The following is a 23,583-nucleotide window of genomic DNA, read 5'->3' on the forward strand; positions in this document are numbered from 1 at the left end:
GAGAGGCAGCCACCACACGTGACTACCCCCTCGACGCCCGATGTCCCCGAACCGGCGCCCGATACCGACCGCCCCCTCACGATCGTCATGGGCTGCGACACGTTCGCTCCCGACGTGAACGGTGCCGCACGTTTCGCCGAGCGCCTCGCTGCCGGTCTGACGAGCCGTGGCCACGACGTGCACGTCGTCGCCCCCGGCCTGAAGTACCGCACGTATCCGCCGGCGACCGAGATCATCGAGGGCGTGCCGGTCATGGTGCACCGGCTGCCGGCCGTGCGCTGGAAGCCGCACGACTGGCTCCGTTTCGTGTGGCCGTGGCGCTCCAAGCACTACGCGCGTCAGGTTCTCGACAGCGTGAAGCCGGACGTCGTGCACATCCAGTCCCACATCGTCATCGGTCGCGGCCTCGCGCGAGAGGCGCGCAAGCGCGGCATCCCGGTCGTCGCCACCAACCACGTCATGGCCGAGAACATCCTCGACTTCACGACACTGCCGCCCGTGCTCGACAAGGTCTTCGTCAAGCTCGCCTGGGACGACGCGTCGCGCACCTTCGACATGGCGCGCGCGGTCACCACCCCCACGCGCCGCGCAGCCGACTTCCTCGAGGCGACGATCGACATCCACGGCGTCATCCCGATCAGCTGCGGCATCGACGCCTCCGGGTACACGGCGGATCTGTCCCCGCGCGACGGCAACCGCATCCTGTTCGTCGGGCGCCTCACCACCGAGAAGCACGTCGACACCCTGCTGCAGGCCGTCACCAAGCTCGACCCCGCTCTCAACGCCACCGTCGAGATCGTCGGCGGCGGCGACCAGCGCAGGTCCCTGGACACCCTCGTGCAGCAGCTCGGACTCACCGACCGCGTGACATTCCACGGTCGTGTGGAGGAGGAGGAGCTGCGCCGCATCCTCAGCCGTGCGTCCGTCTTCGCGATGCCCTCGATCGCCGAGCTGCAGTCGATCGCCACGATGGAGGCGATGGCGTCGGGGCTCCCCGTCGTGGCCGCCGACGCGCTCGCCCTCCCCCACCTCGTACACGACGGCGAGAACGGGTGGCTCTTCCGGCCCCAGAACGCCGACGACCTCGCCGAGAAGCTCACGCGGGTGCTCACCGCATCCCCCGACGAGTATCGCGCGATGCAGGAGGCGTCGCTGAAGGGCGTCGAGATCCACGACATCGCGCGCACCCTCGACACCTTCGAGAAGCTCTACCGGGGCCAGTCGGTCGAGCCGTGACGGCAGCCGAGCCGCTTCGGCTGTTCTTCGACGCGCGGTACATCCGCACGGACTTCCACGACGGCATCAGCCGTTACTCCGCGGAGCTCGCCGCGGCGGTGTCGGCGGCCTCGGCGGATGCGGGCGTCGAGGTGACCTTCCTCGTGCACGACGCCCGACAGATCCCGCTGCTGCCGGCCGGTGCGCAGACGCTCGCGATCCACGCGCCGACCTCGTGGCGCGAGCCCTTCACGGCTCGGCTCCTCAACCGATTCGCGCCGGATGTCGTCTTCTCCCCGATGCAGACGATCGGCACGGGCGGGCGTCGCTACCGCGTCATCCTCACACTGCACGACACGATCTACTACCGCCACCGCACGCCTCCGAAGGATCTGCCCGCCCCGGTGCGCCTGGGCTGGCGACTGTTCCATCTCAGCTATCTCCCGCAGCGGCTCACGCTCAACGCGGCGGATGTGGTGGCCACGGTCAGCGAGACGAGCAAACGGCAGTTCGCGGACGTGAACCTCACCTCGCGCCCGGTCGTCGTGATCCCCAATGCCCCGCAGCGCCTGGCCGATCGCCTCGACGGCGTCGCGGTGGATGCGGGCGGACCCGTGCGCAACGTCGTCTACATGGGCTCGTTCATGCCGTACAAGAACGTCGGCAACCTGGTGCGCGCGATGGCGTCGCTGCCGGGCCGCACCCTGCACCTGCTCAGCCGCATCTCGACCGAGCGCCGCGCCGAACTCGAGGCGATCACGCCCGACGGCGCCGACGTCGTGTTCCACAACGGCGTGAGCGACGAGGAGTACGCGCGCCTGCTCGCCGACCGTGCGGTGCTCGCAACGACGAGCCTCGACGAGGGCTACGGCCTGCCCATCGCCGAGGCGCTCGAGCTGGGCGTGCCTGCTGTCGTCACCGACCTCGAGATCTTCCGCGAGGTGGCCGGCGACGGTGCCCTGTACGTCGATCCGCACGACCCGCGGGCGTTCGCCGCGGCCGTCGCGAAGCTGGACGATCCCGACGTGCGCGCCGCGACCATCGCCGCCGGTCGCGAGCACGTGGCGCGGTTCTCGTGGGAGCGATCGGCCCGCATCCTGCTCGACACCGTGCGGGCGATGACACCCCACCCGCGCGCCCCGCGTCCCTGACTCCGCGCCGCGGGTCGGGCCGCGGTCACGCCGACGCGGTGGAGCGGGCGTGTTCGAGGGACGCGAGGTGCGGTGTTTCGGGCGTGGGGGCCGCAACACGAGTCCCCTGAACGGGGGTGGTCGGCGCCGCTTCGTGTTCGAGGGACGCGAGGTGCGGTGTTTCGGACGCGGGGGTCGCAATACGGGTCCCTCGAACGCGGGTCGTGGGGGCGGCGGAAGGCGTGGGGGCGATGCGGTCGTCGCGGTCGGGGAGGCGGCTCCAGTCGGTGCGCACCGGGCCGTAGCCGTCTCGCGCGACGGCGATGACGGTGCCGACGATGGCCACGATCGAAAGGATGCCGAGGACGATGAGTGCGATCATGGCAGAAAAGCTACGTGTTGTGCGATCGTGCCACGACTGGCAGGATTGCCCATAAGCGCGTTAATCCTGCCAACCCCGGGAGATCCCATGAGAACTGTCGCCGTCGTCGTCCAGCCCGGGTTCACGCCGTTCGAATTCGGCTTGGCATGCGAGGCGTTCGGCCTCGATCGCACCGACGACGGAATCCCGATGTTCGACTTCCGCGTCTGCGCCATCGAGCCGGGCGCGATCATGTCCAACCTCGGCTTCTCGATCAATGTCGAGCACGACCTCTCGTTCGCCGACGAGGCCGACCTCGTGGTCGTCACGCCGGTGCCGCGCGACACGTGGGGCACGATCGACGCGCGGCTCGCCGACGTGCTGCGCCGGGCGGAGCGCCGCAACGCCTGGCTGCTGAGCGTGTGCAGCGGGTCGTTCGTGCTCGCCGCATCCGGCGTGCTCGACGGGCGCCGTGCCACGACGCACTGGAAGTACACCGACCGGATGTCCGAGATGTACCCGAGCCTCGACATCGACCCGGACGTGCTCTACGTGCAGGACGGCAAGGTCATCACGAGCGCGGGGACGGCGGCAGGGCTGGATGCGTGCCTGCACCTGCTCCGGCAGGAGCTCGGCGCCGAGGCGACCAACACCATCGCGCGCCGCATGGTCGTGGCCCCGCAGCGCGAGGGTGGGCAGGCGCAGTTCATCTCGCGCCCGCTCGCGCAGACCGCGTCGCTTTCGCTCGCTCCCGTGACGGAGTGGATGGTGCAGAACCTGCGCCAGGATCTGTCGGTCGAACAGCTCGCGGCGAAGGCGCACATGTCGCCCCGCACGTTCGCGCGGCGGTTCAAGGCCGACCTCGGCGCGACGCCGGCGTCCTGGCTCGCCCGCCAGCGGGTGCTGCACGCGCAGCGCCTGCTCGAGCAGACGGACTACGGGCTCGACCGCATCGCAGCCGAGTGCGGGTTCGGATCCGCGGCCGTGCTGCGGCAGAACTTCACCCGTGTGCTGTCGACGACGCCGACCGCCTACCGGGCGCGCTTCGCGTGCCCGGTCGACGAGCCGGTCGCGGCCGTCGCCTGAGCACCGGGCTGCGCGGTGGCGCAGCCCGGTGCGGCTCAGTTGACCAGGCGCAGGATGCTGCGGTTGCGGTACAGCTCGCCCTTGGCCGCGGCGCGGGCGCCGATCACGGCGAAGATGACGCCCACGATCCACACCAGTCCGCCCACGGGCACGTTGACGATGAACGCCAGGATGCCGGCCACGACCATCCCGAGGAAGACCGTGATCTGCAGGTTGAGCGCCTCCTTCGCCTGCTCGTAGAGGTTCGAGCCCGTGCCGCGCTGCACGAGGAAGACGATGAGGCTGGGGATGAACGAGAACAGGATGCCGCCGAGGTGTGTCAGCACGGCCGGGGTGTTCGAGGTGGAGCCGGTCTCGGCGGTGGGCTGGGGCATGGAGGTCATGGGGGGATGGTCCTCTCGGAAAGCGGATGCGGGTACGCCCGACGGGTAGCGGGCCGACGTGAGAGTACGGCCCCGTCGCCGGACCGGGGATGCATCGCTGAGCGATCGTCACCTCCGGCGCCGCAGGATTGACGTCCGCGGTGTCGGGGCGCGAGCATCGAAGGCGGATGGGATCGCCCATCGTCGTGATCGCGCACCACCGCGGCGAGGGGAGGAGACCCGTATGCCCCACAGTCTGAGCCGGCCGACGCCGGTCACCCGCCTGCGCCGACTTCCCGTGCAGGAGCGTTCGAACGAGCGGGTGGAGGGCCTGCTGCGCGCCGCCGCATCCGTCGTCGACCGGGTGGGCTCGATCGAGCTCACGCCCGCCCTCGTCGCCGAGGAGGCGCACACCTCCGTCGGCACCGTCTACCGCTACTTCCCGGACGCGAGGGCCGTCATCGTCGCGCTCGGCGAACGCAACTTCCAGCTGCTGCGGCGTCTCATCGCGACGGCGCTCGCGCAGCCGCATCCCGATTGGCAGAGCGTGTTCCACGCGCTCGTGCGGGCGCTTCTCACGGCGTACCGCACCATCCCGTCGTTCCGGGCGATCCGCACCGCCGGATGGCTGCTCGTGGACATTCCGGCGCGGGACGCGCCCGCCGACCTCACGATCCTCGACGACGTCGTCGCGGTGCTCGAGCGTCAGGATGCGGTGACGCTCACGCCGCACGCGCGCGCGGCCCTCGGGCGCGCGTTCGTGGTGGTCGACGCCCTGGTGCTCGCGGCATTCCAGCGGGCCGCAGCGGGTGACCCGGAGACGCTGCACCTGGCCGTGCGACTCGGGATGCGGGAGGCAGCGGCCGCCTTCGCTCAGGAGGATGTCTCGGCGCGGCTGGATGCGGCCCCGCTCGCGGACTGACTGCCCACGCCGCTGCGCCGCAGGCGCCCCGCCAGTGCCACGCCGCCGATGGTTGCGACCGCCGGCGCGGCGAGGGAGAGGGTGACCGTGAGCAGCTGCGCGGCGACCGGCATGGGCGTCAGCACGCCCGTCGCGTACGACACCGCGATGCTCGCGAGTCCCGCCACGATGCCGCCGCACACGTGCAGAAGGAGCGTCCAGCGGCGGTAGCTCGTCACGAGGAACGGCAGCTCACAGGCTGCGGCCCACCAGAGGGTCGCGAGGATGACGGATGCGCCCTGCGGGCTGAACGGCGTCATCGTCAGGCCTGCGATGAGACCCGTGAGTACGCCGACACCGGGGCGGCGCAGCAGGGCCAGCGCGAGTGTCGCAGGGACCGCCCAGAGTCCGGCGAGGATGTACGCCGACGGCGGGAAGACCGGGATCAGGAGCTTGGCGGTGAGGTTCGCGACCGTCAGGAGGACGGCGCTGGCCGCACCGATCGCGGCGCAGCTGAGGAGCATGCGGGTCGTCAGGGGCGTGCGCGAGGCTCGGCGGATCACCCGCAGCACCGTAGTCGCTGCGTCGACCGCCGGGGCGGCTTCGTGACGAACGCTCAACTGCGGTGCCCTCTGGTGTCCGGAGATCCTCGGTGATAAACTTGAGCCCGTGAGACTCAAGTTTGAGTTTCCGGAGATTTCAGGAGAACACATGAACGCCACGCAACAGCCCGGACAGGAGGAGTCGCAGAGCGCCCTCGAGCAGTTCGGCATCAACCTCACCGAGCGCGCCCGTCAGGGCAAGCTCGACCCCGTCATCGGACGTGACAGCGAGATCCGCCGCGTCAGCCAGGTGCTGACCCGGCGCACCAAGAACAACCCCGTCCTCATCGGCGAGCCCGGCGTCGGAAAGACCGCCGTGGTCGAGGGGCTCGCTCAGCGCATCGTCGCGGGCGACGTCGCCGAGAGCCTCAAGAACAAGGAGCTCGTCTCCCTCGACATCTCGGCGCTCGTCGCCGGTGCCATGTACCGCGGCCAGTTCGAGGAGCGCCTCAAGAGCGTGCTCAAGGAGATCACCGAGTCCGACGGCCGCATCATCACCTTCATCGACGAGCTGCACGTGCTCATGGGGGCCGGCGGCGGCGAGGGCTCGGTCGCCGCATCCAACATGCTCAAGCCCATGCTCGCTCGCGGCGAGCTGCGTCTGATCGGCGCGACGACGCTCGACGAGTACCGCGAGTTCATCGAGAAGGATGCGGCCCTCGAGCGTCGCTTCCAGCAGGTGTACGTGGGCGAGCCCACGGTCGAGGACACCGTCGCGATCCTGCGCGGACTGAAGGAGCGCTACGAGGCCCACCACAAGGTCGCGATCGCCGACGGCGCCCTCGTCGCTGCGGCCGCGCTGTCGAACCGGTACATCCCGTCGCGGCAGCTGCCCGACAAGGCGATCGACCTGATCGACGAGGCCGCGTCGCGCCTGCGCATGGAGATCGACTCCGCGCCGCTGGAGATCGACGAGCTGCGTCGTCACGTCGACCGCCTGAAGCTGGAGGAGCTGGCTCTCAAGAAGGAGAAGGACGCGGCCTCGAAGGAGCGCCTCGAGAAGCTCCGGGAGGACCTCCGCGTCGAGCAGGAGCGCCTCGGCGAGCTGCAGGCCCGGTGGGAGCACGAGCGTGCCTCGCTCAACCGCGTCGGTGAACTCAAGACCCGACTGGATGCGGCCCGCATCGACGCCGAGCGTGCGCAGCGTGAGGGAAACCTCGAGCGTGCGTCGCGGCTGCTGTACGCCGAGATCCCGGCGCTCGAGCGCGAGCTCGGCGTCGCCGAGCAGGCGGAGTCGACCGGGGACCGGATGGTCAACGACCAGGTCACCGATGAGGACATCGCCTCGGTGATCGCGGCGTGGACCGGCATCCCGGTCGGGCGTCTGCTGCAGGGCGAGAGCGAGAAGCTCGTGCGTCTGGAAGCGGAGCTCGGCAAGCGTCTGATCGGTCAGAAGGAGGCCGTCAAGGCGGTCTCGGATGCGGTGCGCCGCTCGCGCGCGGGCATCAGCGACCCGAACCGGCCCACGGGCTCGTTCCTGTTCCTCGGGCCCACCGGTGTCGGCAAGACCGAGCTCGCGAAGGCTCTGGCGGAGTTCCTGTTCGACGACGAGCACGCGATGGTGCGCATCGACATGTCCGAGTACGGCGAGAAGCACTCCGTCTCGCGCCTGGTCGGTGCTCCTCCCGGGTACATCGGCTACGAGCAGGGCGGTCAGCTGACCGAGGCCGTGCGTCGTCGTCCCTACTCGGTCGTGCTGCTGGACGAGGTCGAGAAGGCGCATCCGGAGGTCTTCGACGTGCTGCTGCAGGTCATGGACGACGGACGCCTGACCGACGGGCAGGGGCGCACGGTCGACTTCCGCAACGTCATCCTGATCCTCACCTCGAACCTCGGCTCGCCGATCCTCATCGACCCGATGCTGACGCTCGAGCAGAAGCGCGAGCAGGTGCAGGTGCTGCTGCGGCAGGCGTTCCGGCCCGAGTTCCTCAACCGTCTCGACGACATCGTGATGTTCCAGGCGCTGAGCCAGGACGACCTCGCGCAGATCGTGGAGCTGTCGGTGGATGCGCTGCAGCGCCGACTGAAGGACCGCCGCCTCACGCTCGCCGTCACCCCGGACGCCCGAGCCTGGCTCGCCGAGCGCGGCTACGACCCGGTGTTCGGTGCCCGGCCGCTGCGCCGGCTCATCCAGTCCGAGATCCAGGACCGCCTCGCGATGGCGATCCTCTCGGGCGGCGTGCACGACGGCGACGTCGTGCGGGTGGATGTCGCCGCCGACGGCTCGCAGCTCGTGCTGACGAGCACCGGCGCGGCCGCATCCGAGTCCGCTCCGGACGATGACGACGTCATCGAGGCCGAGCTGCTGGACGACTGATCGACACGAAAGAGGCCCCGCATCCCGACGGATGCGGGGCCTCTTTCGTGCTCAGAGGATGCCGGCGAAGGCCCAGACGCCGGTGACGATGAGGGTCGCGATCGTGGTCCACATCGTGATGGCGATGGCCTGCCACACGAGGATCCGCCCCTTGGCGACGCCGGCGCCGGCGAGCATCGCGGACGTGAGCTGCGTCGGAAGCAGCAGCGGACCGAGCAGGCTCACTCCCGGCACGCCGTAGCGAACGAAGGCACGCTGGAACTTCTCGCGACGAGGCGAGGTCTCTGCCACCTGGCCGCCGGCGGTGGCGACGCGGCCGGAGGTCACGGCCGACCGGACGCCCGCCCCCACCAGCACCACGATCGCGACGCAGACGAAGTTGCCGACAGCGGCGGCGACGGCGGCGACGATCGGGTGGATGCCGCCGACGATGCCGATGACGGTCGCACCCTCGCCCTCGACGAACGGGACGGCGCCCGCGAGTGCGACGATGAGCGGCTGCACCAGCTCGGGGACGGTGGCGATGAGGTTCTGGAATCCTGCGATGAGATCGTGCATGTCGGCTCCGTCGTGGTGGGATGCGCGGTCGGGGGAACACCTCCATCCCACCCGGCGGCGCCCTTCGTCGGCAGTGCCGCCGCGTCACGTCCGCCGAGGAGGAAAAGGCGGGCCGGCCGTGACTTTTGTCATGCCCGTAGCCTGGTCGGCGTGAGTGCTTCATCACCCCTGGCCGCCGCCGAGCCCGCCGTCGGCCGCGGCGTGCGCGCGACGTGGTGGTACACGTTCTCCTCCGCCGTGTTCTTCGCCGTCGGCACGCTCACGGTCTGGGCCATCCCGACCTGGGTCACCGAGCCCGCCTCTGAGCTGATCGCGTTCGCGGCCGCATCCGTCGCGTGGCTCGTGGCGTTCGTCATGACGGGCCTGGATTACTTCCGAGCGGATGCGGCAGGGAGCCGCCGCGGGCTGCGCCTCGCCGCCTTCGCCCTCGGCGGCGCGGCGGCCATCGCGATCGGGCTCGTGACCGGCAGCATCACGCTGCCGCTGGCGCTGGTGGGAGCGCTCGTGTGCACCCTGCCCTGGCCGCGCGGCGTGCGCGCCCGTGTCACGGGCCTCGTGACCGTCGTGCTCGCCGTGATCGCGGTGATCGAGTACCTGCGGGCGGTGGAGGGCGAGGCGACCCTCGTCTACGGCCCGATCTTCGTGCTCTTCATGTTCCCGGTGGCGTTGCCGATCACCGTCGTCAGCATGCTCTGGTGGTGGGACATCGTGCGCGAGCTCGACCGCGCCCGGCTCACCGAGGCGAACCTCGCGGCGACCCAGGAACGGCTGCGCCTGGCGAGCGATGTGCACGACCTGCAGGGCCACCATCTGCAGGTCGTCGCGCTGCAGCTGGAGCTCGCCGAGCGCCTGAGCGCGGATCCGCCCGCCGCTCTCGAGCACATCCGCGCCGCGCGCCGCGAGGTCGACGAGGCGCGCGTCGGTACGAGAGCGCTCGCCGCACGTTTCCGCGGCGTTCCGCTTCCGGACGAGCTGGCCAACGCCGCCGACCTCCTGCGCGCGGCGGGGCTCAGCGTCGAGCTCGCCGTGAGCCCGGATGCGGCCGGCGCGCCGAGCGACGCGCTCGGGCCGGTCGTGCGGGAGAGCACGACCAACATCCTCAAGCACGGCGGCGGCCGCTTCGCCCGGCTCTCACTGGAGCGGGACGCCGGCGGCTGGCGGTACCGGGCCGAGAACGACCGCGGCGGTGCGGCTGCCGGGGAGGGGGCGGGGATCGACGGCATGACGGCGCGTCTGGCCGAGGCCGGCGGATCGCTCGTGACCGAGCTCGACCACGATGTGTTCGTCCTGGATGCGCGCGTGCCGACGGGGGTGAGCGCATGATCCGGGTGCTCATCGCCGACGACGAGGACATGATTCGCACGGCGCTCGCCGCGCTGTTGCGGTTGGAGCCGGATATCGAGGTGGTCGGCGAGTGCGTCGACGGCGAGCAGGCGGTGGCGGCGGCGCTGCGCCTGCATCCGGACGTCTGCCTCTTCGACGTCGAGATGCCGGGTCTGGACGGCATCGATGCCGCGGCGAGGGTGCGTAAGCAGACGCGCTCGCGCGTCGTCGCGGTGACGCGGCACGCGCGGCCGGGCGTGCTCCGGCGCGCACTGCAGGCGGGTGTCGACGGGTTCCTGCCGAAGTCCCGGCCGGCGCAGGACGTCGCCGACGTCATCCGTCAGGTCGCCGCGGGACGCCGGTACGTCGATCCCGAGATCGCCGCCGATGCGCTCGCCGACGAGCGGAGCCCCCTCACCGATCGGGAGCTCGACGTGTTGCGGGCAGGTGCCGAGGGGCAGACCATCGCCACGATCGCCCGCACCCTGCATCTGTCGCCGGGCACTGTGCGCAATCACGTCTCGTCGATCCTCGGCAAGCTGCACCTCGAGACGCGGCAGCAGGCGCTGCTGCGCGCGCAGGAGCGCGGCTGGATCTGAGGTGATGGGGGACGGTGGGTCGTTTCGTCTCGCTGCGCTCGCGGGGTGACGGGGGGCGGCGGATACGCTCGACGGGTGACGGATGTGGCCGCGGCGTACGACCGGCGAGCCGCCGAATACACGCAGGCACTGGGAACGATGGCCGCGGTGCACCCCTCCGACCGTCAGCTGGTCGAGACGTGGGCCGACGGCGTCCACGGCCGGATCCTGGATGCGGGATGCGGGCCCGGCCACTGGAGCGCGCACCTCGCCCGGCGCGGCCTCGATGTGCGGGGCATCGACCTGACGTCGGAGTTCGTCGAGACGGCCCGAGCGAATCACCCCGGCGTCCGGTTCGATGTCGGCACCATCGACGCGATCGACGAGCCGGACGCGGGGCTGGGCGGCGTCCTGGCCTGGTTCTCGACGATCCACCACGCGCCGACGGCGATCGACGTGCCGTTCGCGGAGTTCGCGCGGGTGCTGCGCCCGGGCGGCACTCTCCTGATCGGATTCTTCGATGCGGATGCGGTGGAGCCGTTCGATCACGCGGTCGTCGGCGCGTGGCGCTGGCCAGCCGCGGAACTGGAACGGCGCCTGGTGGGTGCGGGGTTCGAGATCGTCGAGACGCACCGGCGCGCGGCCCGGGGTGAACGTCCGGTCGGTGCGATCGTGTGCCGACGGCCGGATGCGGTGTAGACAGGAGAGATGTCATCCCCGCAGGCGCTCGACGACGCCGACCGTCGCCTGGTCGCGGCCTGGGCGGCGGAGTGCGCCGAGCGCGTGCTCGCGCTGTTCGAGGCGGAGGCTCCCGGCGACGACCGGCCTCGCGACGCCATCGCCCGAGCGCGGGCGTACGCGCGCGGAGAAGCTGGACGTGGCGGGTGAAATCAAGCGACGGTTCGTCGCCGGCCGAGCCGCGCACGCGGTGACCGGAGCCCCGGCTGTCGCGGCCGCCCGCTCCGCGGCACAGGCGGCCGGCGTCGCGCACATGGGCGCGCACGCGCTGGGTGCTGCGGCCTATGCCGCCGTGGCGGCGGATGCGGCGACGCCCGGTTCGTTCGACGCCGAGATCGACGGGCAGCTCGCTCTTCTCACCCCGAACACGCGCGCGGCGCTGCGCCTGCTGCCGCCGGTCGGTCGCGACGCATCGGGACCGCTGGTCGCCGGGGGCCTGCTCGCGCGGGGCCGTCTGGGCGAGGCGATCACCCGCATCCAGGCGCAGCTCGCTGCGGCCGGCTGAGCGGCGCGTCGCCGTCAACCCGCGAGCCAACACGGGTGCGGCCGCTTACGGTCGGAGCATGACCCGAGCCCTGGCGACCGTGCGCGCGCTCTGGGCCTCGACGCACCCGGGGCCGGCGCTGGTCGTGACGGTGCTCACCCTGGCGCTCGGCGTCTCGGCCGGGCTCGCGCCCTGGCGCATCGCGCTGCTGACGGCCGCGGTCTTCGCCGGTCAGGTGTCGATCGGCCTGTCGAACGATGCGATCGACGCCGGCCGCGATCGGGCCGTGGGCCGCACCGACAAGCCGCTCGCTCGCGGCGAGGTCGGCCTCCGTACCGCGTGGACGGTGGCCGCCGCATCCGTCGCCTGCGCGCTGCTGCTGTCGGCTCCGCTCGGATGGGGCCTGGTCGCCGCCCAGGCGCTGACGATCGCCTCTGCGTGGTCGTACAACGCGCCGTTGAAGGCGACGCCGTTCTCGATCGTGCCGTTCCTCGTGAGCTTCGGGCTCCTGCCGTCGCTGGCCACGCTGTCGGCCGCGGCGCCCGCGCTGGCGGCGCCGTGGGCGAGCGCTGCCGGCGCATCGTTGGGGGCCGCGGTTCACCTGGCCAACGTCCTGCCGGATCTTGACGACGATCAGCGCACCGGCATCCGTGGCCTTCCGCACCGGATCGGAGCGCGCTGGTCGGGTGCGCTGGCGGGGGTCGGGATCATCGGCGGCGCGGTGGCGGTGCGGCTGGGTCCCGCGAGGGATGCGGCGCCGATCGTCTCGTGGCTCTTCTTCACCGCTGTCGTCGGCGTGGCGGTCGTCGCCGTGGGATGCGCATGGGCGCGCCGCCCCGGACGCATCGTGTTCCGTCTCGTGATGGGCGCGGCGCTCCTGCTCGCCGTCCAGCTCGTGGCGACGGGCGGATCGCTCACCGCCTGAACGGTTCTACCTCGCGCACTCCCGCGATTCGTCCGTGATGATCCACGACGACGCGTCGCGGTGCATGACGACAGTGCCGCAATCGCCCGACGCCCCATACGTGACGAACAGGGTGGCATCGGTGGCCGTCTCCGACTGCACCTGCACGTCGACGTCGGCGCTCTGCCCCGTGGCGCGGTAGAGCTCGGAGGTCGTCTGGATCATCTCCTCGCAGGTGGTGAGGGCGAGACCGTTCTGATTGAGCTCGGCGAGCATCCGCTCCGCCAGAGCGGGAGAGAGCGCCGCGCACGCGGCGGCGGGGTCGGGTGTCCGGGTGGCTTCGAACCAGGCGCGGAAACTCTCGACGGGGCCGTCGGCGGCGTCGTCGGATGCGGTGGGAGCGGGCGTCGTGGGCGGCGCTTCAGCCGAAGCCGCGCTGGACGACCCGGCCGGCTCGGACGGGGTGTTTCCCGCGGCGGTGCACGCCGTCAGCGCGAGTGCCGCCGCAACCAGGGTCATCGTGCCGAGGAGTCCGAACCGTCGCATGCTCACGGATGAATGCTGTCAGATCGGTCGGCGCGACGCGGGCGCCTGTGGGCAACCTCAGCGGGCATCGGCGTCGAAGCCCATCGCATAGGCGCGGGTGAGCGCAATCCCGACCGGGCTGTGCAGCAGCATCCCGAGCGCCCCGATGCGGACGCGGTGAACCGCCGCACCGGCCGGACGGCCGAGCGCGGTGTTCACGCTCGCCATCGCGGCCGCGATCCGCGCGGAACGCACGCGGCGCCGCTCCCAGCGATCGAGATCGGCGGAGGCGGGAGCGCCGGTCCGGATCCCCTCGGCGACGATCGGGGCCAGCGTCGCCGCATCCAGCAGCCCCAGGTTCATGCCCTGCCCGCCGATCGGGCTCACCTCGTGCGCCGCGTCACCCACGACGACGAGACCGCCGCGCCGCAGGCGCGGGGCGAGGAGGCGCCGTACCCGGAAGGCGGTGACGACCTCCATCCGATCGGCGGCCTCCTCCTCGCCGCGCTCGCGCAGGGCGCGCCGTATCCGTTCATGTCGGGCGTCGGGCTCGTCCGGGCCGCCCGCCGCGTCGTGCAGCACGAAGCGGCGGGCGGAACCGGGGAGCGGGAAGGACTCCATGACACCGGCGGCGTCGAGTCGGATCACCGCCACCGGGTCGGACGCGGTGAGCGCCGTGTCGGTCATGAGATAGCGGTCGCGGTACTCGTGCACCCGCAGCGCGGCGGAGCGGTACGCGAGCGACCGGCCGCCCCAGCCGCCGGCCACGATGACGAGCGGCGCGCTCAGCTCGCGCCCCTCGGACGTGCGTACCCGCATCCGGTCGCCGTCGCCCCGGACACCCGTCACCGTGATCCCGCGCTCGACGGGCCCGGCAAGATCGGCCAGCACGCCCTCGGTCACGCGCTGGGGCAGTGTCGCGACGAAGGGGAAGCGGGCGGACAAGCGGCGGAAGTCGACCGCGCCCAGCAGCCGGCCCCCGGCGCGTGCTTCACCCCGCTCGACGCGCACGGCGTCCTCGAGCAGCCGCGCCGTCGCGCCGGAGGCCTCGAGGGCTGCGAGCGTCGGCGGATGGATGCCGATCGCCCGCGTGCCGTCGCCGGGGCCGGGACGCTTCTCAAGCGTGGTGACATCCACGCCGTGTCGGCGCAGCTCCGCCGTGAGCAGCAGCCCGACCGGACCCGCGCCGACGACGATGACCTCAGGCATGCGCGTCCCTGACGGCCAGCACCCGGAAGCGGGCGGGGCGCTCCACGCGCCATCCCTCGGGGAGGCGCGCCGCGAGTTCGGCGGCCCGATAGCTGCGTCGGATGGAGCGGAGCCCGTCGGTGCGCAGGAAAGTGCCGGGGGCAAGAGGCAGGATGCCGGCGCCGTAGAGCGCGTACGCCAGGCGCCCCCGCTCGATGTCGCCGTGCAGGACGAGGCCGGTCGACAGCGCGGCGGAATCGTCGATGAACGCGGCGAGCTGCGCCGCATCCAGGTGGTGCAGAACGTGGTTCGAGATCACCGCGTCGAAGCGCTCCCCGTTCTCGCGCAGGGCACCGGAGTCGGTGCAGACGAAGGACACATCGGATGCGGTGCGTGCCGCCGCGGCCTCGATGGCGCGCGGGTCGGGATCGGCGCCGATCCACTGCACCCGCAGTCCGTCGGCGCGTGCGAGCGCGGCCAGGTGCGCCGCCACGTCCCCGCCGCCGCATCCCACATCCAGCACGCGTGCCGGGTGTTCGAGGCCGGCCAGGTATGGACGGAGCGTGCGCCGGTAGACGCCGGCCCACCCGGCGACCAGCCGGTTCACGAGACCGAAGCGGCGATACGTGGCCGCGAGCAGCCGCGGGTCGCAGTCCGGATCGTCCATCAGTTCGCGCAGCGACGCGTCGCGCTCCGCGAGGTTCACGCGTCGCCTCGCACGAGCAGACGCCCGGACTCGACGGTGAGGCCGGGCCCGAAAGCCAACAGTCCCAGGGTGGTGCCGTCGGCGAGGGCGGGATCACGCCGCATCCGGTCGAGGATGAACAGCACGGTCGCGCTGGACATGTTGCCGAACGCGCGCAGCACCTCGCGGGACGGGGCCATCTGCTCCTCGGTGAGTCCGAGTCCGCTGGCCACCCGATCCAGCACGCTGCGCCCGCCCGGGTGGATCGCCCAGGCTGTGGCGCCGTCGAGGTAGGCGACCGCCCCGGCGACCTCGCGCCCCACGATGCGGGGCACCTCGGCAGTCAGCGTCATCTCGAAGCCGTGGTCGCCGACGGTCCAGACCATGTCGTGCTCGCCGTCGTCGCTGAGCGCCGTGCGGAACTCGTCCAGCTCGAAGCGTCGCCCCGCGTGCTCCCGCGAGGTCACGACGGCTGCCGCCGCCCCGTCGGCGAAGAGGGACGCGGCGACGATCTGCTCCGGGTCGTCGCTGACGCGCAGATGCAGGGAGCACAGCTCCGCGCAGACCACGAGAACCACGGCGCCCGGCTGCGCGACGGCGATGCGGTGCGCCGCGCGCAGCGCCGGCACGGCCGCCGCGCAGCCGACGAAGCCGTGGTGGTAGCGCTCGGTCTCCGGAGGCAGCCCCAGATCGCGCACGAGCAGCATGTCCGGGCCGGGAGCGAACAGCCCGGTGCAGCTGACGGTGATGACGTGCGTCACCTCGCCGGGCGCGACCCCGGCATCGGTCAGGGCGGCTCTGCTGGCCCGCGCGAAGAGGTCGGGTGCGAGTCGGCGGAACTCGGCATTGCGCGCGGCGGTGCCGGGGTCCAGGATCCGGTCGCCCTCGCGCACCACGAGTGCTTCCGGCGGGGCGTCGCCGGTGAGGGACGCCAGCACGGTGTGGCGCGTGTCGATGGCCGCGGCGTCGAAGGCGGCCCCGAGGATCCGTTGCGCGCGGCGGTCGAGACCCGGCTGTACGAGGAAGAGGTCGCGGATCTGCGACTGGGTGAGCCGGGTATCGGGCACGGCCGTGCCCACCCCGACGATGCTCGGGACCATGCCTCACGATAGGCACGTCCGGTGTCGAGGTGGCGCAGGCTGGTGCCGGGATGTGGCGGCGTCTAGAGTGCCGCGCCCCGAAACGCCCCCTCCCGCACTCGCCCGTCGCGGCTGTCGTGCGCTGAAACCGCAGCTCGCCTGTCACAGATCGAGCGCGGAGCGTCGATCTGTGACAGGCGAGCGAGGGGTGGCGTCGTTCCCCTGTCAGAGATCGAGCGTGGAGCGTCGATCTGTGACAGGCGAGCAAAGGAGCCCGGGCCCCGGAAGGGTCACGCGCATGGGTCCGGAAGGACCGGACCGGCGGGCCGAAGGGGTCAGTCGTTGACGACGACCGACTCCTCGATGGGGCGACGGACGCGGGGGGCGCGCTCGCCGTCACGGGCGAACTCGGGGGCGTCCTCGATGGTGCCGTGGTTGCCGACGGCCATGATCGAGAAGGGCGTGAACTCGGGGGCGAGATCGAAGGCCTCGGAGACCGCGGCCGCGTCGAAGCCGGTGAGCTGGTGGGTGTACAGGCCGTTGGCGTGAGCCTGCACGGTGAAGTGCGCGGCGGCCTGGCCGAGGTCGTAGAACGCGGAGGGGAACTGGTGCTCGCCGCGCGAGGTCTCGGCGATGAAGACGACGAGCGCGCCGGCGGGGGCGGCCCACGCCTGGTTGAACTCCACCATGCTCGCGACGACCTTCGCGTGGGTCTCGGTGCCGCGGCGGGCCACGATGAAGCGCCAGGGCTGGTTGTTGTACGCGGAGGGCGACCAGCGGGCGGCCTCGAGTGCGCCGCGCAGGGCGTCCTCGTCGATCGGGGTCACGCTGTCGTAGGCGCGGGTGCTCCAGCGCTGCGAGAGCACATCCAGAATGGGCGCGTCCGTGGGGGCGGTGCGGTCGAGAGTGTCAGACATGAGGATCTCCTCGGGGTCGAATATGCGGGGGGACGTCATCGGCCCGATCCATGCAACGGTATACAGAGGCGGAATGTTCCCGGATCCGAGCCGGGTGTGAATGTGGAAAGAACTTCACGGCGCTGACCACGCACCCGCGGCATCCGGCGTCCTACCGTGGACGCATGGTGATCGCGACGGCCGATGTGTACGACGAGCGGGGTGAGCAGCTCGACTCCCTCGCGCTGCAGCTGCGCGACCTGGGCGGAAAGCGGGCGTTCGACGGTCCCGTCCGGACGGTGCGCTGCTACCGCGACAACGCCCTCGTGAAGTCGGTGCTGCAGACGCCGGGAGACGGTGCCGTGCTCGTCGTCGACGGCGGCGGGTCGCTCGAATCCGCGCTGGTGGGCGACATCATCGCCGGCGCTGCGGTCGAGAACGGCTGGGCCGGCATCATCGTGTTCGGCGCGGTCCGGGATGCGGCCGTGCTCGCGACTCTCCCGCTGGGAGTGAAGGCCCTCGGCACGAACCCCCGCAAGAGCGCGAAGGACGGCGTCGGCGAGGTCGATGTGCCGGTGGAGATCGCGGGCGTCGTCTTCGCCCCCGGCCGTCACGTCTGGGCCGACGAGGACGGCGTGCTCGTCGAGCGCTGAGCCCGCATCCGCCCTCGACACGCGTGCGCCGCGGGAGCAAGCTGGGGCGTGACGATCGAGGGGGATCACGATGTTCACACCGGATGCCGCGTTCAGCGGTTTCAGCATCGACGACACGGATGCGGCCCGCACGTTCTACGCAGACGTGCTCGGCCTCACGGTCGTCGACAACCCCATGGGCTTCCTGGAGCTCGAGCTCTCGTCGGGGGCGCGTGTGCTGCTGTACACGAAACCGAACCACGAGCCCGCGAGCTACACCGTGCTCAACTTCCCCGTCGCCGACATCGATGATGCCGTCGACGACCTCCGTGCCCGAGGGGTGGAGACGAAGATCTACGCCGACGAGCAGTTCGCCACCGACGAGCGCGGCATCATGCGCGGCGGCGGGTACGGCCCCGACATCGCGTGGTTCACCGACCCCGCCGGCAACGTGCTGGCGGTGCTGCAGACCTGACGCGGCTCAGGGCAGCTGCGGCCAGGCGGCAGGCCCGGTCGATCCGGCCGGGTACTCGTCCAGCGGGGTCTCGCCGCGTCGCCACGCGTCCAGCACCGGCTGCACGATGCGCCAGCACTGCTCGGCCGCGTCGCCGCGCACGGCGAGGGCAGCATCCTGGTCGAGGATGCTGGAGAGCACCTCGCTGTAGGCGAGGAGTGCGCCGTCGCCGAGGGTCACCTCCACGTCCTCCCGCACGAGCGAGAACGGTTCCTCGTTGCCGTTGACGTTCAGCCCGAGCGAGATCTTGTCGGGACCGAGCGAGAACCGCAGGGTGGAACCGGGCGCGCCTCCGGTGAAGCCCGCCGGCAGATGGCGCACCGGTCGGAACGTGAGCACGATCTCGGTGTCCTTGCGCCCGAGCGCCTTGCCCGAGCGAAGGGTGAAGGGAACGCCCTCCCACCGCGCCGTACGCACCTCGAGGGTCACCTCCGCGAGCGTCTCGGTCTGGCGGGAGGGGTCGACGCCCTGCTCCTCGGCGTAGGCGGGCAGCTCCTCGTCGCCGACGGTGCCGGCCGTGTAGCGGGCGCGGCGGGCGGAGCGCACGGCGTTGTCCTCCCACAGCGATGTCGCCCGGAGCACGGCCGCGGTCGCGTCGCGCAGATCGGTCTCGTGCAGCGTCGCCGGCGGCTCCATCGCCACGATCGCCATCACCTGCAGCAGGTGGCTCTGGATCATGTCGATCAGGGCACCCGCCTGGTCGTAGTAGCCCGCGCGGTCCTCGAGCCCCAGCGTCTCGTCGAACCGGATGACGACGGACTCGACGTCCTCGGCAGACCACGCCGGCTCGAACAGCCGGTTGGCGAAGCGCAGGCCCAGCACGTTGAGCACGGTGGAGCGGCCGAGGAAGTGATCGACGCGGAAGATCTGGTTCTCGGGCACCACGCGGCGCAGGGTCTCGTTCAACGATCGGGCGCTCGCCTCATCCGTGCCGAAGGGCTTTTCGAGAGCGAGAGTGAGCCCCTCGGGGACGTCCATTCCCGCGAGCTGCTCGCACGCGGCCTTTGCGACCTGCGGCGGGACGGCGAAGTAGAACACCGGGCGACCCTCGACCGCATCCAGCACGCTCTTCAGGTCTTTCGCGTCGGTCGGATCGGCGACGATGTAGCGCGCGTCCGCGACGAGACGGTCCACCGCCTCCCCGTGCCCGTCGCCGACCCCCGCCTTCAGCAGGTCCCGCCACTGCGTGTCGCTGAGTTCGCGTCGGGCAGCGCCGAGCAGGTGCACGGTGCGACCGGGCTCTCGATCCAGCAGCTGAGCGAGCGCGGGAAGCAGCAGCCGGGACGTCAGGTCGCCGGTCGCGCCGAAGATGACGAGCGTGGTGTCGGTCACGCAGGCCACGTTAGTCCCCGCTATGAGTTGCCGCGCCGGACGCGGCGAAGGCTTGACGACGCGGCATGATCGGAGCATGAGCGTCCCGATCGAGGACTACGCCGTCCTCAGCGACTGCCGCACCGCTGCCCTGGTCTCGCGCGAGGGCAGCATCGACTGGTTCTGCGCACCGCGGTTCGACTCCGCATCCGTCTTCGGCGCGATCCTCGGCGAGAACGAGCAGGGCGCGTGGCATCTGCGACCGGAGGATGCGGATGCCGTCGCGAGCCGGCACTACGACGGCGACACCTTCGTGCTCGTCACCCGGTGGGAGAGCGCGAGCGGCGTCGCCGAGGTGCACGACTTCCTGCCCATCGACGGGGGACGCGTCGACATCGTGCGCCGCATCGTCGGGATCAGCGGCACCGTCGAGCTCACGACGCATCTGCGCATCCGCTTCGATTACGCGCGCGCGATCCCCTGGGTGCGTCAGGTGGGGGATGCGGCGGCTCCCGCCCTCCACGCGATCGCCGGCCCCGACGCGCTCATCGTCCGCGGTGTCGCACTCACCCCGCACGGGCGCGCGCACCGCGGGCGCGTGAGCGTCGCCGCGGGCGAGACGGCCGACCTCGTGGCCACCTGGAATCCGTCCTACCTGCCTACGCCCGCACCGCTGGACGTGGATGCGGCGCTCGAGCGCACGCGCGCCTGGTGGACCGGCTTCGCCGCATCCATCGATCACGACGGACCGCATCGCGACGAGGTCGTGCGCTCCCTGCTCGTCCTGCGGGCGCTCAGCCACCAGGACACCGGCGGGATCGTCGCGGCGGTCACCACCTCACTCCCCGAGCAGATCGGCGGAGAGCGCAACTGGGACTACCGCTACGTCTGGCTGCGGGATGCGGCCCTCACGCTCGAGGCGCTCGTCGCGCACGGGTTCCTCGAGGTCGCCGAGCAGTGGCGGTCCTGGCTCATCCGTGCGATCGCGGGCGACCCGCGCCAGATGCAGATCATGTACGGCGTCGCGGGGGAGCGCGACCTGCCGGAGCGTCAGTTGACGAGCCTGCCCGGCTACGAGGGATCGGCGCCGGTGCGGGTGGGAAACGGTGCGGTGAACCAGTACCAGGCCGACGTCGTGGGCGAGGTCATGGTGTCGCTCGAGGCGGCGCGGGTCGCCGGGGTGCCCGACGATCCGCTGGCCTGGGCGCTGCAGCGTGCCCTTCTGGACGGCGTCGAGGCTCGGATCGATGAGCCCGACAACGGCATCTGGGAGGTGCGTGGTGACCCTCAGCGCTTCACGCAGTCGCGCGCGATGATGTGGGCCGCCTTCGACCGCGGCGTGCGGGCCGTGCGCACGTACGGGCAGCAGGGACCCGTCGAGAAGTGGGAGGCGCTGCGCGACCGGCTGCGTGACGAGATCGACACGCACGGTGTGGATGCGGCATCCGGAGCGTTCGTGCAGCACTACGGCTCGACCGAGGTCGACGCATCCCTCCTGCTGCTGCCGCAGGTGGGCTTCTGCGAGCCGGACGATCCGCGCATGGCCGCCACGGTCGCCCGCATCGAGGCGGAGCTGATGCCCGACGGGCTCGTCAACCGCTACCGCACGCAGACGGGCGTGGATGGGCTGGCCGGCGGGGAGCATCCGTTCATCGCCTGCACGTTCTGGCTTGTGGAGCAGTACGCGCGGATGGGGCGCGTCGACGACGCGCGGGCACTGATGGACCGCGCCTGCGCCACCGCGAACGATCTGGGACTGTTCTCCGAGGAGTACGACCCCACGGCCCGCCGCCAGATCGGCAACACGCCCCAGGCGCTGTCGCACCTCGCTCAGGTGCGCGCGGCCGATGCGATGGGCGGGCACGGCGGCCGCGCCGCCCACCGCACCTGAGGCCGCGTTCTCAACCCGGTGCAATGGACGCGGGTTCAGCTGCGCGAGAGCGCCTCCGACAGCTTCACGCGCGCCCCCATCCGCAGCAGCGAACGGCTGTAGATGCGCGAGCCGACCCAGATCGCCAACACGCACGTGATCGCCAGCACGACGAGCGAGACAAGCGGCTCCCACCACATCGCGTCGCCGAGGTAGAGGCGCAGCGGCATCGCGACCGGAGCCGAGAACGGCACGTACGACATGATCGTCAGCACGAGCGGGTTGTCGTTGAAGAAGATGACCAGGAAGTACGGCAGCATCACGAGCATCGTGAGCGGTGCCGTCGTCGAGCCGATGTCCTCCATACGCGACACCATGGCGCCGGCCGCGGCGAACAGGGCCGCCAGCAGGATGAAGCCGAGCAGGAAGAAGATCGCGAACCACACGATGGGCCCGCCGAGGCCGGTGAGCACGAGGTCCTGACCCGTCACCGAGAGCCCGACGATTGCGATCGCCGCGAGCACCACGATCTGACCCATCGCGAGGATCGTGTTGCCGATGATCTTGCCGGCCATGAGAGCCCGCACCGGGATGGCGGAGATCAGCAGTTCGACGACGCGGGTCTGCTTCTCCTCGACGACCGACTGCGCGATCGTGCCGCCGAAGGTCGAGGCGGCCAGCAGGAACACGATGCCGAATCCGAGGGCCACGAAGTACCGCAGCAGGAAGTCGGTGCTCGAAGGATCGAGCAGGTGCACCGGCGGCGACTGGCTGAGGATCGGCAGCAGCCCGGACGGCAGGTCGTCCTTGCCGACGACCGTGTAGTCGAACGCGCCGGACGCGGTCGCATCCGGAACGTCCGCGGTGGGGACGAGCGCCGCCTCCACGGTGCCGTCCGTGACGAGCGCCATGGCGGCGTCGGAGGAGTCCGCATCCGTCACGTCGAGTCCGTCGACACCTGAGACGACGGATGCGGTCGCCGGAGTCACGGCCACCTTGATGCCGCTGTTGTCGCTCGCCGTGAACCCGCCCCAGACGACCGCGCCGAGGGCGAGCACGAAGAGGATGACGGTGGAGATCACGAACGACTTGCTGCGCAGCTTGGAGCCGATCTCGCGCTCGGCGACCAGCCATACGCTCTGCGCGGTGGTCGGGGCTGTGGGGACGTGCGCGTTCATCGGATGACCTCCCGGAAGATCTGCGTGAGAGTGGGGCGCTGCGGCGAGAAGGCGTCGACGTCGCCGGACGCCGCCGCGCGGGAGAGGACGGCGCGGGCGGTTTCGGGGGAGGCCTCGAACACGGCCTCCCCGCCGGCGAGCTCGACGACGGTGACCTCCGGCACGTCGCGGAGCCAACCCAGGTCGCCGCCGGTGACGAGCTCATAGCGGGGCGAGCTGTACTCGGCGCGGAGCTGCTCTCGGCCGCCCGCGGCGCGGATCGTGCCGCCCGCGATGATGACGAGGTCGTCGCAGAGGCGTTCGACGACGTCGAGCTGGTGGGACGAGAAGAGCACGGCGACGCCCGCCGCGGCGCGCTCCGCGAGCACGCCCGCGACGACCTCGACCGCGAGCGGGTCGAGGCCCGAGAACGGTTCGTCGAGGATGAGCACCTCGGGCTCGTGCACGAGGGCCGCGGCGATCTGCGCACGCTGTTGGTTTCCGAGCGAGAGGGTCTCGACCGTGTCGCCGAGGCGCTCGCCGAGTCCGAGGCGGTCCAGCAGCTTCTCGGCGTTCGCGGTGGCCGCGGCCTTGCTGTAGCCGTGGAGACGGGCGAGGTAGGCGATGTGCTCGCCGACCTTCATCTTGGGGTACAGGCCGCGCTCCTCGGGCATGTAGCCGAAGCGGCGACGGTCCTCGCTCGTGATGGGCGTGCCGTCGATCTCGACCGTGCCCGCATCCGCCGCAAGCACACCCAGCGCGATGCGCATGGTCGTGGTCTTGCCGGCGCCGTTGCCGCCGACGAAGCCGGTGAGTCGGCCGTTCTCGACGGTGAACCCGACATCGTCGAGCACCCGGCGTGTGCCGTAGTTCTTTGTCACTCCTGACAGGCGCAGCATGCGTCCTCCTTGATCCGTGCTCCGACGTTACGTCCGCAGCATCCCCGCGCACCTCCCTCCCCGGACGGGTTCGTGCCCTCCCCCTCCCGGCGGAGCGACCCTCCTCGGCGGATGCGTCCGAGGGCCTCGTGGGGCCCCGGGCGCCGCATCCGGGGTCGGATCGTGCCGCATCCGGGGTGCGTAGCGTCATCGGCGGTCGCGCTCGCGCCCGCCGCAACCGCGCCAGATATGCGCACCTGCGACAGAGGTCAACAGGCGCATCTGCGCA

Annotated in this window: 26 protein-coding genes; 14 read left to right on the top strand and 12 right to left on the bottom strand. The window is 71.4% G+C overall.

Annotated elements, in window-relative coordinates; translation table 11 throughout:
- Positions 1-18: 18 nt before the first annotated feature.
- Together AC1VNH_RS11580 and AC1VNH_RS11585 are read left to right on the top strand one after the other, a co-directional pair.
- Positions 19-1,236 (top strand): glycosyltransferase, encoded by a 1,218-nt coding sequence (locus AC1VNH_RS11580; RefSeq protein WP_483111515.1) that lies wholly within the window; start codon positions 19-21, stop codon positions 1,234-1,236.
- Entirely contained in the window at positions 1,233-2,366 is a 1,134-nt protein-coding gene (locus tag AC1VNH_RS11585; RefSeq protein ID WP_483111516.1) for a glycosyltransferase family 4 protein, read from the top strand. Before AC1VNH_RS11580 ends, AC1VNH_RS11585 begins: the two co-directional genes overlap by 4 nt.
- A gap of 25 nt (positions 2,367-2,391) precedes the next feature.
- Here the strand turns inward: AC1VNH_RS11585 and AC1VNH_RS11590 are convergent, their stop codons facing one another.
- Complete coding sequence (locus AC1VNH_RS11590) at positions 2,392-2,727, bottom strand: hypothetical protein (RefSeq protein WP_483111517.1); 336 nt, start codon at positions 2,725-2,727, stop codon at positions 2,392-2,394.
- 87 nt (positions 2,728-2,814) lie between these two features.
- Between AC1VNH_RS11590 and AC1VNH_RS11595 the strand changes: the two genes are divergently transcribed.
- Positions 2,815-3,792: a GlxA family transcriptional regulator gene (locus tag AC1VNH_RS11595; RefSeq protein ID WP_483111518.1), complete on the top strand. Its 978-nt coding sequence runs from the start codon at positions 2,815-2,817 to the stop codon at positions 3,790-3,792.
- Positions 3,793-3,827: 35 nt separating this feature from the next.
- Here the strand turns inward: AC1VNH_RS11595 and AC1VNH_RS11600 are convergent, their stop codons facing one another.
- Complete coding sequence (locus AC1VNH_RS11600; RefSeq protein WP_483111519.1) at positions 3,828-4,175, bottom strand: DUF4870 domain-containing protein; 348 nt, start codon at positions 4,173-4,175, stop codon at positions 3,828-3,830.
- Positions 4,176-4,398: 223 nt separating this feature from the next.
- On the opposite strand from AC1VNH_RS11600, the gene AC1VNH_RS11605 reads away from it, so the two are divergent.
- Positions 4,399-5,076: a TetR/AcrR family transcriptional regulator gene (locus tag AC1VNH_RS11605; RefSeq protein ID WP_483111520.1), complete on the top strand. Its 678-nt coding sequence runs from the start codon at positions 4,399-4,401 to the stop codon at positions 5,074-5,076.
- Here the strand turns inward: AC1VNH_RS11605 and AC1VNH_RS11610 are convergent.
- Complete coding sequence (locus tag AC1VNH_RS11610; RefSeq protein ID WP_483111521.1) at positions 5,028-5,675, bottom strand: ECF transporter S component; 648 nt, start codon at positions 5,673-5,675, stop codon at positions 5,028-5,030. The genes AC1VNH_RS11605 and AC1VNH_RS11610 overlap by 49 nt on opposite strands.
- Before the next feature lie 91 nt (positions 5,676-5,766).
- On the opposite strand from AC1VNH_RS11610, the gene AC1VNH_RS11615 reads away from it, so the two are divergent.
- On the top strand, positions 5,767-7,974 hold the full coding sequence (locus tag AC1VNH_RS11615; RefSeq protein ID WP_483111523.1) for an ATP-dependent Clp protease ATP-binding subunit: 2,208 nt from the start codon (positions 5,767-5,769) through the stop codon (positions 7,972-7,974).
- Positions 7,975-8,025: 51 nt separating this feature from the next.
- On the opposite strand, the gene AC1VNH_RS11620 is transcribed toward AC1VNH_RS11615, so the two are convergent.
- Positions 8,026-8,532, bottom strand: a complete 507-nt coding sequence (locus tag AC1VNH_RS11620) for a small multidrug efflux protein (protein ID WP_483111524.1) — start codon at positions 8,530-8,532, stop codon at positions 8,026-8,028.
- Positions 8,533-8,682: 150 nt separating this feature from the next.
- On the opposite strand from AC1VNH_RS11620, the gene AC1VNH_RS11625 reads away from it, so the two are divergent.
- From AC1VNH_RS11625 to AC1VNH_RS11650, 6 genes are all read left to right on the top strand, one after another.
- A complete protein-coding gene (locus tag AC1VNH_RS11625; protein WP_483111525.1) occupies positions 8,683-9,855 on the top strand; it encodes a sensor histidine kinase in 1,173 nt (390 codons plus the stop codon).
- On the top strand, positions 9,852-10,454 hold the full coding sequence (locus AC1VNH_RS11630) for a response regulator (RefSeq protein WP_483111526.1): 603 nt from the start codon (positions 9,852-9,854) through the stop codon (positions 10,452-10,454). Before AC1VNH_RS11625 ends, AC1VNH_RS11630 begins: the two co-directional genes overlap by 4 nt.
- Before the next feature lie 75 nt (positions 10,455-10,529).
- The gene (locus tag AC1VNH_RS11635; RefSeq protein WP_483111527.1) at positions 10,530-11,132 is read left to right on the top strand and encodes a class I SAM-dependent methyltransferase; all 603 of its coding nucleotides are present in this window, start codon (positions 10,530-10,532) and stop codon (positions 11,130-11,132) included.
- 9 nt (positions 11,133-11,141) lie between these two features.
- Complete coding sequence (locus AC1VNH_RS11640) at positions 11,142-11,321, top strand: putative immunity protein (RefSeq protein ID WP_483111528.1); 180 nt, start codon at positions 11,142-11,144, stop codon at positions 11,319-11,321.
- The gene (locus tag AC1VNH_RS11645) at positions 11,311-11,676 is read left to right on the top strand and encodes a putative immunity protein (protein ID WP_483111529.1); all 366 of its coding nucleotides are present in this window, start codon (positions 11,311-11,313) and stop codon (positions 11,674-11,676) included. Before AC1VNH_RS11640 ends, AC1VNH_RS11645 begins: the two co-directional genes overlap by 11 nt.
- Before the next feature lie 58 nt (positions 11,677-11,734).
- Positions 11,735-12,580 carry a UbiA family prenyltransferase gene (locus AC1VNH_RS11650; RefSeq protein ID WP_483111530.1) on the top strand — a complete coding sequence of 282 codons (846 nt, stop codon included), beginning with the start codon at positions 11,735-11,737 and terminating at the stop codon, positions 12,578-12,580.
- 6 nt (positions 12,581-12,586) lie between these two features.
- On the opposite strand, the gene AC1VNH_RS11655 is transcribed toward AC1VNH_RS11650, so the two are convergent.
- The 5 genes from AC1VNH_RS11655 to AC1VNH_RS11675 all read right to left on the bottom strand — a co-directional run bounded on the left by AC1VNH_RS11655 (position 12,587) and on the right by AC1VNH_RS11675 (position 16,953).
- Positions 12,587-13,105 carry a hypothetical protein gene (locus tag AC1VNH_RS11655; RefSeq protein WP_483112723.1) on the bottom strand — a complete coding sequence of 173 codons (519 nt, stop codon included), beginning with the start codon at positions 13,103-13,105 and terminating at the stop codon, positions 12,587-12,589.
- A 57-nt stretch (positions 13,106-13,162) separates the two neighbouring features.
- Positions 13,163-14,293 carry an FAD-dependent oxidoreductase gene (locus tag AC1VNH_RS11660; protein ID WP_483111531.1) on the bottom strand — a complete coding sequence of 377 codons (1,131 nt, stop codon included), beginning with the start codon at positions 14,291-14,293 and terminating at the stop codon, positions 13,163-13,165.
- Positions 14,286-14,978, bottom strand: a complete 693-nt coding sequence (locus AC1VNH_RS11665; RefSeq protein WP_483111532.1) for a methyltransferase domain-containing protein — start codon at positions 14,976-14,978, stop codon at positions 14,286-14,288. Before AC1VNH_RS11665 ends, AC1VNH_RS11660 begins: the two co-directional genes overlap by 8 nt.
- Positions 14,975-16,057 (bottom strand): type III polyketide synthase, encoded by a 1,083-nt coding sequence (locus tag AC1VNH_RS11670; protein ID WP_483111533.1) that lies wholly within the window; start codon positions 16,055-16,057, stop codon positions 14,975-14,977. Before AC1VNH_RS11670 ends, AC1VNH_RS11665 begins: the two co-directional genes overlap by 4 nt.
- 314 nt (positions 16,058-16,371) lie before the next feature.
- Entirely contained in the window at positions 16,372-16,953 is a 582-nt protein-coding gene (locus AC1VNH_RS11675) for a nitroreductase family protein (protein ID WP_243226427.1), read from the bottom strand.
- Between the two features lie 164 nt (positions 16,954-17,117).
- On the opposite strand from AC1VNH_RS11675, the gene rraA reads away from it, so the two are divergent.
- Positions 17,118-17,585, top strand: coding sequence for a ribonuclease E activity regulator RraA (gene rraA, locus AC1VNH_RS11680; protein WP_483111534.1), 468 nt, complete (start codon positions 17,118-17,120; stop codon positions 17,583-17,585).
- A gap of 70 nt (positions 17,586-17,655) precedes the next feature.
- Positions 17,656-18,039: a VOC family protein gene (locus tag AC1VNH_RS11685; RefSeq protein ID WP_483111535.1), complete on the top strand. Its 384-nt coding sequence runs from the start codon at positions 17,656-17,658 to the stop codon at positions 18,037-18,039.
- 6 nt (positions 18,040-18,045) lie between these two features.
- Here the strand turns inward: AC1VNH_RS11685 and AC1VNH_RS11690 are convergent, their stop codons facing one another.
- Positions 18,046-19,410: a glucose-6-phosphate dehydrogenase gene (locus AC1VNH_RS11690; RefSeq protein WP_483111536.1), complete on the bottom strand. Its 1,365-nt coding sequence runs from the start codon at positions 19,408-19,410 to the stop codon at positions 18,046-18,048.
- A gap of 76 nt (positions 19,411-19,486) precedes the next feature.
- On the opposite strand from AC1VNH_RS11690, the gene AC1VNH_RS11695 reads away from it, so the two are divergent.
- Complete coding sequence (locus AC1VNH_RS11695; protein ID WP_483111537.1) at positions 19,487-21,280, top strand: glycoside hydrolase family 15 protein; 1,794 nt, start codon at positions 19,487-19,489, stop codon at positions 21,278-21,280.
- 35 nt (positions 21,281-21,315) lie between these two features.
- Here the strand turns inward: AC1VNH_RS11695 and AC1VNH_RS11700 are convergent, their stop codons facing one another.
- Positions 21,316-22,437 carry an ABC transporter permease gene (locus AC1VNH_RS11700; RefSeq protein WP_483111538.1) on the bottom strand — a complete coding sequence of 374 codons (1,122 nt, stop codon included), beginning with the start codon at positions 22,435-22,437 and terminating at the stop codon, positions 21,316-21,318.
- On the bottom strand, positions 22,434-23,315 hold the full coding sequence (locus tag AC1VNH_RS11705; protein ID WP_483111539.1) for an ABC transporter ATP-binding protein: 882 nt from the start codon (positions 23,313-23,315) through the stop codon (positions 22,434-22,436). Before AC1VNH_RS11705 ends, AC1VNH_RS11700 begins: the two co-directional genes overlap by 4 nt.
- Between the last annotated feature and the right edge of the window lie 268 nt (positions 23,316-23,583).

The organism is Microbacterium sp. KU4F, assembly GCF_056868075.1.